Origin of the sequence: Desulfoscipio gibsoniae DSM 7213 (assembly GCF_000233715.2) — a bacterium.
In the GTDB taxonomy this organism is placed as follows: Bacteria; Bacillota; Desulfotomaculia; order Desulfotomaculales; family Desulfallaceae; genus Sporotomaculum; species Sporotomaculum gibsoniae.
The window spans coordinates 2,612,250-2,626,967 of sequence record NC_021184.1 but is presented as its reverse complement, the minus strand read 5'-3'; the positions used below and the strand labels follow the sequence as shown (position 1 = coordinate 2,626,967).

Genomic DNA, 14,718 nt, shown 5'->3' with positions numbered 1-14,718 from the left:
TAGTTAATGATCATTGATTTTAAATATCATATTGCTTCGCTGGTAGCTGTCTTTTTAGCATTGGGCATAGGCATTTTAATCGGCAGTACCTTGCTGGGCAATGATGCGCTGATTGATTATCAGAAACAGGTTACCAATAGGTTGGAAAGCCAGCTGCAATCCTTGCGGGATACCAATGAAACCATACAAGCCCGGGCTAATACACTGGAAACAGACTCAAATATGCATAAACAATTTGAAAAACAAGTACTTCCTGTATTGGCCGCCGGCAAACTGGCTAATAAAAATTTTGCTCTGGTGGAGCTCAACAATCTTGGTTTTCCTCCAGAGTTGACAGAAGTAGTTGAAAATGCCGGGGGGCGCATCAGCTCCGTTACTTCGGTTAAAGCTATGGACAATGAAAAGCAAACTATAGAAGACTTGCAGCAGGAACTAGTTTGGCCGGTGAACACCAGCGACGAGTTCTATAAAAGGTTGGCTATGGAAATAGCTAATAGTATTACCACTGGAGAGAACCAGGCGGTAATCAGTTATCTGCAGGAGAAGAACCTGCTTAAAACCAGCGGCGAATTTGGCATTCCCGTGGATGGCCTGATTATTGTCGGCGGCAGCTACAGCGAAGAAAACAGAAATATGCAAATTGATGTTTCTTTAATCGACTATTTTAATGAATTAAATATACCCGTGGTAGGGGTGGAAGAAACCGATGTTATTTTTTCGTCCATGAAGGAGTACCAGCACAACCATATCAGTACAGTAGACAATATTGATACCGTGCCCGGTCAAATGGCCATGGTGCTGGCACTTAACGGACAGTCGGGCCATTATGGTATTAAATCCACTGCTCAAAAATTATTACCTGATTTGTCGGGGCAGGGTTCGTAAATATTTACTTCTAAGAATAGATATCGTAATATCCTTATAGTAAGAAATAATTGTGTTAGCGGTTATGGAGCAGTGATTGATAACCCACGGGGTTAGTAAGATTAAATAATTATAGATGTTTGGGACTGCCTGGCGTTATTCGGTGAGAAGCTGATATTTATTCTAATTCAATATGTAAGTAAAGCTATAAGGAAAGGAACGAAAAGTAAATGTCCGCTAAGCGGGTTGTTGCTTTAATACCAGCTTATAACGAAGCGAAATATATAGCTGCCACCGTAACGGCGCTTGCTGCACTGCCTGAAGTGGACGAAATTGTGGTGGTGGATGACGCATCTACCGACCGCACTGCGGAACTGGCAGCCGCTGCGGGGGCCAGGGTAATCAGCTTGCCCGCCAACAGCGGTAAAGGAGCCGCGCTAAACAAGGGCAGCGATCAAATCAAAGCAAATATAGTTATGCTGCTGGACGGAGACCTGGGCGATTCAGCCAAGGAGGCCAGGTTGCTGTTAGAGCCCGTTTTGACCGGCCTTGCTGATATGACCGTGGCTCACTTCCCGCCGCCCCGCCGTAAGGGCGGTTTTGGGTTGGTTAAGGGGCTGGCTAGAAAAGGTATTAAATTTTATACCGGCCTGGAAATGCAGTCACCTTTGTCCGGTCAACGGGTGATGACCCGCCCCGTAATGGACAAGCTGCTGCCCTTTGCTTCGGGTTACGGGGTAGAGGTGGGATTGACAATCAAGGCGGCCCGGGCGGGATTCAAAGTGCTGGAAGTACCGGTGCAAATGACTCATGCTGAAACAGGGCGTGATCTTAAGGGTTTCTGGCACCGGGGCAGACAATTTTGCCATATCGCACGAGCACTGGCCAGGGCTGCGCTGGTTAAATAAGCTTCGAGGTGAAATAATTGATCTGGCGACCGGAATTGTTTTATTTGCCGGTGGGTTTGGTACTGGCTTTTTTAGTAGCTTTATTAATAAGGGAAAAAATACTGGCTATGATAACTGAAGCGGACTTTGTGCGACCCAATTTTAAGGGGGAAAAAATACCGCTGGCCGCAGGGGTTGTTTTTTTTATTGCTGCGGTGATTGTGGTGCTGCCCCTGTTTTTTTTATGGCCGCCGGGTTTACGTGATACCGCGTTACTTTATTTATTGGCCATGTCCGGGGCGGCTTTTTTAGGGTTGATGGATGATTTTTGGGGCAGCCGGGAGGCATCCGGCTTAATGGGTCACTTTAAAGCCCTGGCCAGGGGTCGTTTAACCACCGGTGCAGTAAAAGCGCTGGGGGGTGGGATGCTGGCGCTTATTTTAGCAGCCCGGCTATATCCAAACGACATTTGGAAAGTAATGGATAGTGCTTTAATTATAGCCCTCTCTGTAAACCTGTTAAATTTATTTGATCTTCGGCCGGGCCGGGCCGGTAAGGTGTTTATATTACTTTACATAATACTGCTGCCTGCAGCGCTGGGTAGCCCGGAAGCAGTGATGGCCACCATGACACTGGGTGCCTTGCTGGCTTTTTTGCCTGTCGATTTAAAAGCTCGGGCCATGATGGGTGATGCCGGGTCTAATACGCTGGGTATGGTCATTGGTTTGACAGCCGCCGCGTCCCTTGAGGGGTATTACCGAACCGGTTACCTGGCAGCTCTGGTAATAATACACATAATTACTGAAAAATACTCGTTGACCCGCATTATTTCCGGTAATTATGTACTGAATTATCTGGATATGCTGGGGCGGGAGAAGGAACCCAAAAAATAGTGTCGAATATTTATTTGTTGGTCTTGAGTAGGGGTGTATACATTTGCTTAATGATATGAAAAGAATAACTTTATTTACAGGCAATTTGGGCAGCGGCAAGACTGAGCTGGCCATAAACTATGCTCTTTGGCTGAAAAAACAATACGCACGGGTTGGCATTGTTGACCTTGATATTATTAATCCATACTTTCGCACCAGGTTAATGCGTGAGGAACTGGAGAAAAAGGATTTGCGTGTAGTATGCCCGCCCGGGGAATTGGCCGGTGCCGATGTGCCCGCCCTGCCACCGTCTATTTTGGGTGTTTTAGAAGACGAACGGGTTCAGGGCGTTTTTGATGTGGGTGGCGATGAAATCGGTGCCACCGCTTTGGGCCGTTTTAAACCTTACTTGCCATACGGTTCCTACAATATGTTCTTTGTGGCCAATGCCTGCCGGCCCTTCACCCGCACAGTGGATGGTATAATTAAAATGCTGCGGGCGGTGGAAAAGGCATCACGCTTACAGGTCAGCGCTCTGGTGAGTAACACCAATCTTGGCTCGGCCACCGACCCGGAGACAATTCTAGCGGGTCATTCCATAATCGAGGATGCAGCCCGGCAGTTAGGCCTACCCATAGCTTTCCTGGCAGTGCATAGCCCGCTGGCTCGTGAAATGGCAGGGCGTATGCCTGGCATACCGGTATTCCCCATAGAAAAAAACATGCTGCCCCCTTGGGCCGTAGGGTCGGGATTATTTTAACTGTGGGCAATCTAACTGAAAGTCAGCCGTTAACGGGTAATTCTCCTATTATTTGTTGACGATCGGATGTGCTTGTTTCTGCCCGGATCAACCGCTGGGTTAAGTGTTTCAACTAAACAATTAGTGACTTTTTAAGTGAGTAATTTTATATCCATATACACATTTATGTATTAGAGGGAGGTTTTTTTTTGGCGCAAATAACATTTCGGGAAGATCGCTGCAAAGGATGCAAATTATGCACGGCAGTATGTCCCAAACAATTGATCAAGATGGCCGGGCACATCAATGTAATGGGTTTTCACCCGGCCACTGTGGAAGAACCCGAAAAGTGCACCGGGTGTGCACTGTGTGCCCGCATGTGTCCTGATTTGGTAATTGAAGTGGCAAAGGAGGAAAAGAAGGTTGGCTAAAGTATTGATGAAAGGTAATGAAGCACTGGGAGAAGGTGCCGTGCGGGCCGGTTGTCGCTACTTTTTCGGCTATCCCATTACCCCGCAGAGCGAATTGCCGCATTATTTGGCCAAGCGTATGCCCCAGGTCGGCGGAGTATACCTGCAGTCGGAAAGTGAAACAGCGGCCGCCAACATGGTTTATGGTGCTGCCGGGGCCGGTGCCCGGGTAATGACATCATCTTCAGGCCCCGGCATTACTTTGATGCAAGAGGGTCTCTCTTATCTGGCCGGCGCTGAGCTGCCCTGTGTAGTGGTGAATATGATCAGGGGCGGCCCGGGCCTTGGTAACATAGCACCTGCCCAGTCCGATTATTTGCAGGCGGTCAAAGGCGGCGGGCATGGTGATTACCGGCTGATTGTCCTTGCTCCCGCATCGGTGCAGGAAATCATCGACTTAATGCAGGATGCCTTTGATTTGGCGGATAAATATCGCAACCCCGTTATGCTGCTGGCCGATGGTATTTTAGGCCAGATGATGGAGCCGGTGGAGTTAAGTGAAGAGGTACTGGTGCAGGCGCCGGAAAAAGCTTGGGCTGCCACGGGACGTAAAAAAGGCGGTCCCAGGCGATTAATTAACTCGTTATATATTGTGCCCGAGGAATGCGAAAAACATAATATTGAATTGGCCCAAAAATATGCCGTTATAGCAAAGGAAGAGCAGCGCTGGGAAGAATACCAGCTGGATAATGCCAAACTGGTCATTGTAGCCTTCGGTACCTGCGCCAGGATTTGTAAAGCCGTAGTCGACCGCGCCCGGCAAGAAGGCCTGGCGGTCGGCTTAATCAGGCCAATCTCGGTTTGGCCGTTCCCCAACGATGTATTTGCCCGGGTGAGGGAAACTGCGGAACAATTCCTGTCGGTGGAAATGAATATGGGCCAAATGGTGGAAGATGTGCGCCTGGCTGTGGAAGGTAGAAAGCCGGTGCATTTTTACGGCCGGGTGGGCGGCATGATACCCGTGGCCCGGGATGTACTTGCAGAAGTTAAAAAACTGTACAACGGGGGTGCGGTATAATGAAAAAAATTTTTACCAGGCCGGAGTCGCTGAATGATATACCATTCCATTACTGCCCGGGCTGCACCCACGGCATTGCTCACAGGCTGGTGGCTGAGGTCATTGATGAAATGGATATTTACGAGCGGGCACTGGGCATAGCTCCAGTAGGCTGTTCTGTATTTATATTTAACTATCTAAATATTGATATGTATCAGGCTGCTCACGGCCGGGCACCGGCGGTGGGTACAGGCGTCAAGCGGGTGTTGCCTGACCGCCTGGTGTTTACTTACCAGGGCGATGGCGACGCGGCAGCCATCGGCACAGGCGAGCTGGTGCACGCGGCGGCCCGCGGCGAAAAGATAACCGTCATATTTATTAACAACGCAATTTATGCCATGACCGGTGGGCAGATGGCCCCCACCACACTGCTGGGGCAGAAAACCACCACCACCCCCTACGGCCGTGATAAGGATGTCAACGGTTTGCCCGTCAAGGTTTGTGAAATGCTGGCACCACTGGACGGCACTGCTTACTTGGCCCGGGTTTCCCTGCATAATCCCAAGCATATTGCCATGGCCAAAAAAGCCATTCGTAAAGCTTTTGACGTGCAGATGCGCGGTGATGGGTTCACCCTGGTGGAAATACTCAGCGCCTGTCCAACCAACTGGGGTCTGTCACCCTTGGAGGCGCTGAAATGGTTGGAAGAAAACATGATTTCTTATTACCCACTGGGTGAGTACAAGACTCCGGCGGAGGAGGTTCAGCTATAATGTTTGAGGGTATATTAATTGCGGGTTTTGGCGGGCAGGGCGTGTTATCCACAGGTCAACTGCTGGCCTATGCCGGAATGATGGAGGACAAGCATGTGGCCTGGATTCCCTCCTATGGTCCGGAAATGCGCGGCGGTACGGCCAACTGTGGTGTAACCATTTCCAGCGAGCCTATCAGTTCACCGGTGGTCAGCGAGCCAACCGTGCTGATAGCCATGAACCGGCCTTCCCTGGAGAAGTTTGAGCCCGCTGTGGCGCCGGGCGGGCTGATTTTAGTAAACAGCTCGCTAATAAACATAAAAACCAAGCGCACCGATGTGCGCACAGTTTACGTGCCGGCCAACGATATGGCCGAGGAACTGGGTAATGGCAAGGTGGCCAATAACATCATTTTGGGCGCTCTGCTGGAATTAACCGGAGTTGTATCCAACGATGCCGTGTTGGAGTCCTTGAAAAAAGTACTGCCCCCCAAACGCCATAATCTCATCCCCATCAACGGCGAAGCCCTGGAAAAAGGCCGCCAGCTAGCCAGGGGTCAGGCTTAAACTTTATTAAACTAACTTCAATATTTGAATAATTGGATATGTCTTGGTGGTAAATGTGACACTACACAAAAAACCTTTTGCTGAAAAACAGAAAAACTTTTTATACTCATCCCTTTAAGCTGTAACACATAAGCTTTATCATACAAGCATTTAACATAGAAGCAGTTAGCATATAAGCATTAACATCAAAGCACTTCGCATCAAAACACTTCGCAGGCAAACACTCTAGCAAGCAATCACACCAGCATATAAACACTATCAAGCTATATCCTTTTGGTAACCGCCAGTTATCCGGCATTTTACAGCCGGGCTTCTGGCGGTTATTATATTAGTAACATTAGTTTGCAAAGGTGGGGTTCCATTGATAAATAGGGATCGGTTGGTAGCCGAATTTATGGAAATGGTGCGGGTGGATAGTGAAAGCCGGCATGAAGGTAACATGGCTAAGCTGCTTGTGGAGAAGCTGCAGCAGTTGGGTTTTACCGTTTATGTGGATGATGCCGGGCCCAAAACAGGCTCGGATACAGGCAACCTGGTTGCCCGCTTGCCCGGCAGCACTGACGTGCCCGCACTTATGTTCTCGGCCCATATGGATACGGTATCGCCGGGGCGCGGCATTAATCCTGTGGAAGAAAACGGCGTTATTCGCTCCGCCGGGGCAACCGTGCTGGGTGCCGATGATAAAGCAGGTATTGCCGCTATACTGGAGGCGGTGCGGGTGCTGCAGGAGCAAAAACTGCCGCACGGTGAACTGGAGCTGGTGTTCACTGTTTGTGAAGAAGTGGGGTTATCAGGCGTTAAGTTTTTGGATTTTTCCCGTCTGAAGGCCCGAATGGGTTATGTGCTGGACAGCAATGGCCCGGCGGGTACTATTATTAACCAGGGACCGTCCCAGGATGAAATATACGCCGAAATGATGGGCGTGGCGGCTCATGCCGGTATCAACCCTGAGGACGGGGTCAATGCCATCCAGGTGGCTTCCCGGGCTATTGCAACCATGCAGTTGGGCCGTATTGACCACGAAACCACTGCTAATATAGGTATCATTTCCGGTGGTGTGGCTATTAATATCGTACCCGAAAAAGTAATGATCAAGGGAGAAACGCGAAGCCTGCAGGAACAAAAACGTATTAAACAGACCCAGGCCATCCGCGATGCGCTGGAACAGGCGGCCCGGGAGGGTGGTGCCCAGGTGGAGGTTAAGGTGGAAACCATTTATCCCGCCATGGCGGTTCCCGTTGATGCGCCGGTGGTGCAGCTGGCCCAAAAGGCGGCCCGGGATTTGGGTCTGGAGCCTGTGGTTAAGGGTACAGGCGGCGGCAGCGATACTCACATATTTAACGAGCACGGCATATCGGCGGTAAATCTGGGCATTGCCATGCAAAAGGTGCATACCACTGATGAATGTATAACTGTTGATGATCTGATACTGGATGCTTCATATGTGCTGGCCATCATCAGTACAGCGGCTAACTGTGCGACTGGGAAGGGAGAATGGGCATTTTGATCAGGACACGGCAGGGCCGGGTGCTGGCTGTCAATTCCCGGCGGAGCAATTTAACCGAGATAAAAGTTCAGATACCGGGGGAGCCGGAGCAGAAAGCTTACAACTATGATCTCCTCACTGGACCGGTGGACGCTGGGGATACTGTGGTGTTGAATACCACTGCAGTGAATAAAAAGCTGGGCACGGGCGGAGCCCATTTTGTGATGGCCAATGTATCCAATCCGAAGCATAATGCCCGCCAAAGCGGACATATTATGAAATTGCGCTACAGCCCATGCCAGGTCAAGGTGCTGGCTGCGGAAGAACCCGACAGCCCCGACGCTGAAATTATTAAAAACACCACCTCTCTGGACGGTGTCCCGGTGGTGGTGGGTACGCTGCACAGTATGCTGGCGCCTGCGGCCGCAGGTGTCAAGGCAGCCACCGGTGGCAGGGCCCGGGTTGTTTATGTGATGACGGACGGGGCGGCTCTGCCGCTGCCCCTTAGCAACCTGGTTTATGAATTGCAAACAAAAGGCCTGGTGGATGCCACCGCTACCTGCGGCCACGCTTTCGGCGGCGACTGGGAGTGCATCAATATTTATACCGCGCTGCTGACGGCAAAGGCGGTGGCCCGTGCGGATGTAATAATTGTGGCCATGGGTCCAGGTATTGTGGGTACTGCGTCCCCGCTGGGCTTTACCGGTGTAGAGCAGGGAGAAATAATCAACGCTGTGAACATACTGGGGGGGCGCCCGGTAGCCATTCCGCGCATTAGTTTTGCTGATGCCCGGCAAAGGCACCGGGGTATCAGTCACCATACAATAACCGCTCTGGGTAGGATAGCTCTGACCCCCTGCACGGTGGTGCTGCCTGAGCTGGTCGACACCGGGCAGCGTAATTTAATACAGGATCAGTACAGCCGGGCCTGGCCGGTGGATAAGCACCGGCTGGCCTGGGCAAACGGCCGGCCGGCCCTGGAGGAATTGGATCGCCGGGGCATCAGGGTTACTTCCATGGGGCGCACACCGGCCGATGACCCTGCCTTTTTCCTGGCTGCCGGTGCTGCTGGTATTTATGCCGCCGGGTTAATCCACTCCGGCATAGAAGCAGGGGGCCAGTGATTTATATCTTTGTTAATGTAATGTGGAGGCGATAAACTCCCGCAATGTAACGTTGGTTTGGGACCAGGGGCGTATTAGTTGCCTGAACTCGCTAACTTTGCCGCTAAAGCAAAATCCATTTTTGGTTATAAATAAACGCATAAAAAATCCCCCTTGTTAAATCCAAAATACATCTTTAATTCTATGCAGGTAATTTTTTATTATGCCGGAGGAAAAACATGAAAATACCTATTGTTAAAATGACTGTTAACGCCAGCGGGGCGGCCAACGCCGCCAGGCAAGGGGATGTGGTGGTGATTGTGGATGTTATTGATATGTCCACTACCCTGGAGGCAGCCCTGGATGCGGGTGCCTGCGCTGTTTTCGGGGCTGCGCCTGATGGCGCTGCGCCACCTGTGGCCATAGATCCGGCCGCTATAGGTTGGCTGGCAGGGCAGGTAGCCCGGGAAAAGGGCACCGGGGTGGTTTTGGTGGCTGAGCCCCGGGTGGGTACGGATGATGAGCGGCTGGGCAAAATCACCGGGGTGACCGGTGGCTTGGCCCGGGCTGGAGCGGATATATCGGCGGTATTACCCAATATTGGCGCTGAAACACCTAAATTGTATGATTTGCATAACCAGGTGGTAATAGCGGCCACTGCCACCGGGGGGGTAGCTTACGACGCGGCCGTTTGTGCCGGAGCATCGGCGGTGCTTACCGGCACTGTGGCCAGAACCATGCGCCAAAAGGGAGCTGCACCCGCTCGGGCTGCAGCCGCCCGGGCCATCCAAAAAGCCCGGGCACTGGATGCAGGTATCACTGTGGTGGCTGCCAGCGGTAATTCACTGGAAGATGTTCTGGCAGCAGAATATATTACCCGTACAATTATTGAAGAATATTTGAGTTGAGTCATAATCAGTGCTGTACCGCTCATATATATAGGCATGGACAGGTTATACAAAGGGAGCGGTGGTATGGGTAACATGCGCGGTTTAATTGCCGCCTCCCTCCAGCAAAGCTGGCCGCTGTATCTTATCGTTATTGTTATTTTCAGTGCAGGCATATTACTGGGTTCGCTGGGGGTCAATACATTACCGGATGAGCAAACTGCAGAATTACAGCGCTATTTGCAGTCTTTTTTAGCCCAGGCTGCGGAAATAGAAGTGGACCGGGTGCAAATGTTCAAGGGGTCGCTGTATGACAACCTGCTGCTGGGGTTAGTGATGTATATACTGGGCTTGACCATCATTTGCCTGCCCCTGGTGCTTGCGCTTATTTTTTTCCGCGGCTTTGTGCTGGGATTTACTGTGGGTTTCTTAACTGCGCACCCGGATTGGCGGGAATTTTGCATTGTCCTAATTTCCATGTTGCCGCAAAACATTCTCTTTATTCCTGCTCTGATTATCGGTGGAACTGCTTCTCTTTCTTTCTCTTTGCTGTTGATTAAAAGATTCAATAACTCACAAACCCGGGTTGGCCATCAATTCGTTGGTTATTCATTAATCATGGCTGGGTGTTTGGTAGTCTTTGCCTTGGCCGCCCTGGCTGAAGGCTATATTACGCCGGAACTGACCAGACTTTCAGCCTCGCTGATGGCAGGTTGGTAAAAAGAATCATAAAATGCCATAAAACCTACCTTTAAATACATTAATATACATGTTATGGCAGTAGGTGGGCAGCGTGTCGGATTGCCACAAGTTTAAGCTACATTGTTAATACAGGTAACCGGTCGACTTTTGGTAAATCCATCGTTGATGTGTTTTTTGTAGATAATGAATGAAGGGGGCACACGAGAATGTTTTTTGTGGTGGTTTCCCGGGTTAAGGAAAAGGTTTTATTATTGGCACGTCTGGTACTAGTGATGTGTATATTGTGTATATTGATTGCCCAGTTGTACTCAGTGCTTAAAACCAACTGGATTGAGGATAATAAAACAACCAATGAACCCTTAAGGGTCGAGCAGCATTTAAATTAATCCGCTGTCAATAAATCAATAAGGTTTACTATGTTCGCAATAACCAGATTTGCAACAAAGAAGATGAACCCGGTAGTATTTACTTTATAATTTTATTATAAACAATAAAGGCCCTCCGAGGGCCTTTTTTCTTCGGGGGAAAAGGGAAAATTGTGGTAGAATGAATTAAAAATATTTATATTTACTTAATTTTATTAAACGGGTTTTTCAGCTTTATCACTCATTGTAAAAAAGGATTAGCCGGCATGTTATTGAATAGCTCTTTATAAAACGGTGGTGTTAAAATGTGGAAATATATATTAGACATTTTTTAAATTTCCTGGCAGTGGAAAGGGGACTGGCTCAAAATACAATTATATCTTATGCCTTGGATTTAAAACAATTTAAATCTTTTTGTGTACAGCGCCAGGTGAAGGATGCCGGGGGGATTGACCGTAATTTAGTATTAAACTACCTTTTGGAATTGAAAAAAAATGGTCGCTCGCCCGCCACAGTATCACGGCATATGGCGGCGTTGAAAATCTTTTGCCGCTTCCTGGTGGACGAGCAGGTGCTGGGTAGCGATCCCATGGCTAACCTGGAATCACCGGGTCCACCAAAGAAATTACCCGGGGTGCTTACTCAGGAGGAAATTGAAAGATTACTGGAGCAGCCCCGGGTTGGCAATACTGCCGGGCTCAGGGATAAAGCCATGCTGGAATTGATGTACGCCACCGGTATGCGGGTTTCTGAGCTGCTGGCCCTGGATGTGGACCAGGTGGATTATGAACGGGGTTATGTACGTTGCCTGGGCAAAGGCGCCAAGGAGCGTATTATACCGGTAGGTACGGTGGCCAGAAACTTTTTGATGGAATACCTGCGCCGGGGAAGGGCTAAAATAACCGCAAACCATAAAGAGCAGGCATTATTCTTAAATATGCGGGGTAAACGTCTTACCCGGCAGGGGTTTTGGAAAATTGTTAAAAAATATGCTATGGAAGCAGGTATAGCCAAGACTATTACACCGCATACATTGCGACACTCCTTTGCTACTCATTTACTGGAAAACGGTGCTGACCTGCGCGCATTGCAGGAAATGCTGGGCCATGCCGATATTACCACAACCCAGATCTATACCCATTTAACCCGCACCAAGTTAAGGGAAATCTATAACAAGCATCATCCCCGGGCTTAAATTATGAAAAATATCTATAAAAAATATCTAAAGGAGTTAGTATAAATGCCAGTTAATAAAAAAGTAATCATTATTGTGTTGGATAGCGCCGGAATTGGCGAGCTGCTGGATGCCGGTAAATACGGTGATTGCGGGTGCAATACGCTGGTTAATTGTTCCTTGGCCGTAGGCGGTCTGAAACTGCCGCATCTAAGTCAGATGGGCCTGGGACGGATAGCAGAAATATTGGGCGTGCCCCCTGTGGATAATCCCACCGCGTGCTACGGTAAAATGGCCGAACGCTCTCCCGGCAAAGATACCACCACCGGGCATTGGGAAATTGCAGGCGTTATATTGAATAAGCCCTTTCCGGTTTTCCCAGATGGTTTTCCGGCCGAAATCATCGAGCCATTTAAGCAAAGCATCGGCAGGGACATACTGGGCAACAAGGCAGCTTCGGGAACAGCGATTATAGAGGAACTGGGCGCATTGCATATGCAAACCGGCCACCCCATTGTGTACACTTCAGCGGACAGCGTATTTCAAATTGCTGCCCATGAAGAAGTGATTCCCCTGGAAGAGTTGTATCGCATGTGCCAGATAGCCCGGGAATTGCTTACCGGTGAGTATGCGGTGGGCCGGGTGATTGCCCGGCCTTTTGTCGGTTCGCCGGGTTCATTCAAGCGCACCGCCAACCGCCATGACTACTCCATTATGCCGCCCAGACCTACGGTATTAAATGTATTGGTTGAAAATGGTCTAACGGTAGCCGCAGTGGGCAAGATCAACGATATTTTTGCAGGTCAGGGCATCTCCACTTCGGTACATACCAAAAACAATATGGACGGGGTGGACAAAACCCTTACATTAATGCGAGAGAGTTTCAGCGGTCTTATTTTTACCAATCTGGTGGACTTTGACCAGCAATACGGCCACCGCAACGATCCCAGCGGTTACGCCAATGCCCTGGAAGAATTCGACCAGCGGTTGCCGGAACTAATCTGTGCTTTAAACCCGGCGGATGTGCTAATATTAACGGCCGACCACGGGTGTGACCCCACTACCGCCAGCACAGACCATTCCAGAGAATACGTGCCTCTTTTAGTAGCCGGTAAGAGTATAAAAAAAGGAGTGGATTTAGGCGTTCGCACCAGTTTTAGCGATGTGGCAGCCACGGTAGCCCGGCTTTTCGGACTTACTTTTGATACTGGCGAGGAATTTGCCAGTGCAATTACTGAATAAAACATTCATAAATTCGATCAGTGTTGCTATCAAGGCGACGAAAACTTTGAGGGACGGAGCCTATACGGAAATAAGTGAGCACCGCAGAAGCCAAGCCAACGCAGAAATTCGAAGTAAATCTCGTGGGGACTTTGCGAACACCCTAAAAGGCTATCAGTGGTATTGTTTAAGTTTAATAGCGGCCTTGCAGGTCATTGGTATACAGATTAAATTTACCTGTTCAGGGAGGCACCGGTATGAGAACGGTTGATTTGATACAAAAAAAACGTGATGGATACAGTCTGAATAAAGAGGAAATAGATTTTATAGTCAGCGGTTTTACCAACGAAACAATTCCCGACTATCAAATGTCAGCATTTTTAATGGCAGTGTATTTTCAGGGTATGGATACGGAAGAAACCACCCATTTAACTCTGGCTATGGTTAATTCCGGCGACATTATGGATTTATCCGGCATACACGGTATCAAGGTTGATAAGCACTCGACTGGAGGTGTGGGGGATAAAACCAGTTTAATTGTGGGTCCGCTGGTGGCTGCCGCAGGTGTTCCGGTGGCCAAAATGTCCGGTCGTGGCCTGGGGCATACCGGTGGCACTATAGATAAGCTGGAATCAATCGAGGGCTTTAATGTTGAGCTTACCAAGGAGGAATTTATAGATCAAGTAAATAAGCATAAAATAGCCATCGTAAGTCAAACTGGTAATTTAACTCCCGCCGATAAAAAAATTTATGCGCTGCGGGATGTTACCGCAACGGTTAATTCCATACCTTTAATTGCCAGCTCCATCATGAGTAAAAAAATAGCCTCCGGGGCCGATGCCATTGTCCTTGACGTTAAGATGGGTTCCGGTGCCTTTATGAAAACCTTGTCTGATGCCCGTGAATTGGCTGAAACAATGGTGCAGATAGGTAAAGGCTTGAATAAAAAGACCATTGCCATAATCACGGATATGAACCAGCCGTTGGGTTATGAAGTCGGCAACGCCAACGAAATTAAAGAAGCCATTGAGGTGCTTAGTGGTCAAGGGGAAGCAGGTTTAGTTAAAACCTGCTTAACAGTGGCCGCTTATATGACGATGGCCGGGGGCATCTATACAGATTTTAACCAGGCATGCACTGCATTGGCTGGATTGTTGCGCGGCGGTGGGGCCATGGCTAAGTTAAAGCAATTTATCCAGGCGCAGGGCGGCCGGACGGCAGTGGTGGATAATCCCGGTCTGCTGCCCCGGGCCCAAAATCACCTGGAATTAAAGTCTGATACAGCCGGTTATATTCAAAGCATTGCCGCCGAGCCGGTGGGTATTGCGGCTATGCTGCTTGGTGCAGGAAGAAAAACTAAAAATGAGCCGGTTGATTACGCTGCCGGTATAACTTTAAAGAAAAAAGTTGGGGATGAGGTGAAACACGGGGATGTGCTGGCTGTTTTGCACAGCAATAGTACTATAAACCGGCAAAGCAGCCAAATTTTAAACAATGCATTCGCTATAGGACCGCAAAGGCCAGAAGAATTGCCGGTTGTTTATGATGTTATAAAATAATGTCCCACTTCCCGCCCGTATAACTTTTACTCAGCTTCACATAATATTTTGAGCTGAAAAAAACAGGGGGGAAG

The 14,718-nt window shown here is 49.2% G+C and carries 17 protein-coding genes; 16 read left to right on the top strand and 1 reads right to left on the bottom strand.

Annotated elements, in window-relative coordinates:
- Positions 1-6 precede the first annotated feature (6 nt).
- The 10 genes from DESGI_RS12370 (at position 7) to DESGI_RS12325 (ending at position 8,757) form a co-directional block, all read left to right on the top strand.
- The gene (locus DESGI_RS12370) at positions 7-885 is read left to right on the top strand and encodes a copper transporter (RefSeq protein WP_006521726.1); all 879 of its coding nucleotides are present in this window, start codon (positions 7-9) and stop codon (positions 883-885) included.
- A gap of 209 nt (positions 886-1,094) precedes the next feature.
- Positions 1,095-1,772 (top strand): glycosyltransferase family 2 protein, encoded by a 678-nt coding sequence (locus tag DESGI_RS12365; RefSeq protein ID WP_006521725.1) that lies wholly within the window; start codon positions 1,095-1,097, stop codon positions 1,770-1,772.
- A gap of 17 nt (positions 1,773-1,789) precedes the next feature.
- Positions 1,790-2,644, top strand: a complete 855-nt coding sequence (locus DESGI_RS12360; RefSeq protein ID WP_006521724.1) for an MraY family glycosyltransferase — start codon at positions 1,790-1,792, stop codon at positions 2,642-2,644.
- A gap of 43 nt (positions 2,645-2,687) precedes the next feature.
- Positions 2,688-3,383, top strand: a complete 696-nt coding sequence (locus tag DESGI_RS12355; protein ID WP_006521723.1) for a hypothetical protein — start codon at positions 2,688-2,690, stop codon at positions 3,381-3,383.
- Positions 3,384-3,571: 188 nt separating this feature from the next.
- Positions 3,572-3,793 (top strand): 4Fe-4S dicluster domain-containing protein, encoded by a 222-nt coding sequence (locus DESGI_RS12350; protein ID WP_006521722.1) that lies wholly within the window; start codon positions 3,572-3,574, stop codon positions 3,791-3,793.
- Positions 3,786-4,850, top strand: a complete 1,065-nt coding sequence (locus tag DESGI_RS12345) for a 3-methyl-2-oxobutanoate dehydrogenase subunit VorB (RefSeq protein ID WP_006521721.1) — start codon at positions 3,786-3,788, stop codon at positions 4,848-4,850. The genes DESGI_RS12350 and DESGI_RS12345 overlap by 8 nt, the downstream gene beginning before the upstream one ends.
- Positions 4,850-5,602 carry a thiamine pyrophosphate-dependent enzyme gene (locus DESGI_RS12340; RefSeq protein WP_006521720.1) on the top strand — a complete coding sequence of 251 codons (753 nt, stop codon included), beginning with the start codon at positions 4,850-4,852 and terminating at the stop codon, positions 5,600-5,602. The genes DESGI_RS12345 and DESGI_RS12340 overlap by 1 nt, the downstream gene beginning before the upstream one ends.
- Positions 5,602-6,147, top strand: a complete 546-nt coding sequence (locus tag DESGI_RS12335) for a 2-oxoacid:ferredoxin oxidoreductase subunit gamma family protein (RefSeq protein ID WP_006521719.1) — start codon at positions 5,602-5,604, stop codon at positions 6,145-6,147. Before DESGI_RS12340 ends, DESGI_RS12335 begins: the two co-directional genes overlap by 1 nt.
- 361 nt (positions 6,148-6,508) lie before the next feature.
- Positions 6,509-7,654: a M20/M25/M40 family metallo-hydrolase gene (locus DESGI_RS12330; protein WP_006521718.1), complete on the top strand. Its 1,146-nt coding sequence runs from the start codon at positions 6,509-6,511 to the stop codon at positions 7,652-7,654.
- Complete coding sequence (locus DESGI_RS12325) at positions 7,651-8,757, top strand: DUF3866 family protein (RefSeq protein WP_006521717.1); 1,107 nt, start codon at positions 7,651-7,653, stop codon at positions 8,755-8,757. Before DESGI_RS12330 ends, DESGI_RS12325 begins: the two co-directional genes overlap by 4 nt.
- 12 nt (positions 8,758-8,769) lie before the next feature.
- Here the strand turns inward: DESGI_RS12325 and DESGI_RS26095 are convergent, their stop codons facing one another.
- Positions 8,770-8,898 carry a hypothetical protein gene (locus DESGI_RS26095; protein WP_006521716.1) on the bottom strand — a complete coding sequence of 43 codons (129 nt, stop codon included), beginning with the start codon at positions 8,896-8,898 and terminating at the stop codon, positions 8,770-8,772.
- Between the two features lie 77 nt (positions 8,899-8,975).
- Between DESGI_RS26095 and DESGI_RS12320 the strand changes: the two genes are divergently transcribed.
- The 6 genes from DESGI_RS12320 (at position 8,976) to DESGI_RS12290 (ending at position 14,644) form a co-directional block, all read left to right on the top strand.
- Complete coding sequence (locus DESGI_RS12320) at positions 8,976-9,644, top strand: hypothetical protein (protein WP_006521715.1); 669 nt, start codon at positions 8,976-8,978, stop codon at positions 9,642-9,644.
- Between the two features lie 66 nt (positions 9,645-9,710).
- A complete protein-coding gene (gene spoIIM, locus DESGI_RS12315) occupies positions 9,711-10,343 on the top strand; it encodes a stage II sporulation protein M (protein WP_006521714.1) in 633 nt (210 codons plus the stop codon).
- Positions 10,344-10,531: 188 nt separating this feature from the next.
- Complete coding sequence (locus DESGI_RS12310; protein ID WP_006521713.1) at positions 10,532-10,711, top strand: hypothetical protein; 180 nt, start codon at positions 10,532-10,534, stop codon at positions 10,709-10,711.
- Positions 10,712-10,997: 286 nt separating this feature from the next.
- Positions 10,998-11,885, top strand: coding sequence for a site-specific tyrosine recombinase XerD (xerD, locus tag DESGI_RS12305; RefSeq protein WP_006521712.1), 888 nt, complete (start codon positions 10,998-11,000; stop codon positions 11,883-11,885).
- A gap of 45 nt (positions 11,886-11,930) precedes the next feature.
- Positions 11,931-13,106 carry a phosphopentomutase gene (locus DESGI_RS12300; RefSeq protein ID WP_006521711.1) on the top strand — a complete coding sequence of 392 codons (1,176 nt, stop codon included), beginning with the start codon at positions 11,931-11,933 and terminating at the stop codon, positions 13,104-13,106.
- Positions 13,107-13,342: 236 nt separating this feature from the next.
- Positions 13,343-14,644, top strand: a complete 1,302-nt coding sequence (locus DESGI_RS12290) for a pyrimidine-nucleoside phosphorylase (RefSeq protein ID WP_006521709.1) — start codon at positions 13,343-13,345, stop codon at positions 14,642-14,644.
- Positions 14,645-14,718: the final 74 nt, after the last annotated feature.

Bases quoted from the DNA above. Each gene is read 5' to 3' on its own strand.
- DESGI_RS12370 (WP_006521726.1), top strand. From the start codon at position 7: ATGATCATTGATTTTAAATATCATATTGCTTCGCTGGTAGCTGTCTTT.
- DESGI_RS12365 (WP_006521725.1), top strand. From the start codon at position 1,095: ATGTCCGCTAAGCGGGTTGTTGCTTTAATACCAGCTTATAACGAAGCG.
- DESGI_RS12340 (WP_006521720.1), top strand. From the start codon at position 4,850: ATGAAAAAAATTTTTACCAGGCCGGAGTCGCTGAATGATATACCATTC.
- DESGI_RS12335 (WP_006521719.1), top strand. From the start codon at position 5,602: ATGTTTGAGGGTATATTAATTGCGGGTTTTGGCGGGCAGGGCGTGTTA.
- DESGI_RS26095 (WP_006521716.1), bottom strand. From the start codon at position 8,898: ATGCGTTTATTTATAACCAAAAATGGATTTTGCTTTAGCGGCAAAGTT.
- DESGI_RS12320 (WP_006521715.1), top strand. From the start codon at position 8,976: ATGAAAATACCTATTGTTAAAATGACTGTTAACGCCAGCGGGGCGGCC.
- spoIIM (WP_006521714.1), top strand. From the start codon at position 9,711: ATGGGTAACATGCGCGGTTTAATTGCCGCCTCCCTCCAGCAAAGCTGG.
- DESGI_RS12310 (WP_006521713.1), top strand. From the start codon at position 10,532: ATGTTTTTTGTGGTGGTTTCCCGGGTTAAGGAAAAGGTTTTATTATTG.
- DESGI_RS12300 (WP_006521711.1), top strand. From the start codon at position 11,931: ATGCCAGTTAATAAAAAAGTAATCATTATTGTGTTGGATAGCGCCGGA.
- DESGI_RS12290 (WP_006521709.1), top strand. From the start codon at position 13,343: ATGAGAACGGTTGATTTGATACAAAAAAAACGTGATGGATACAGTCTG.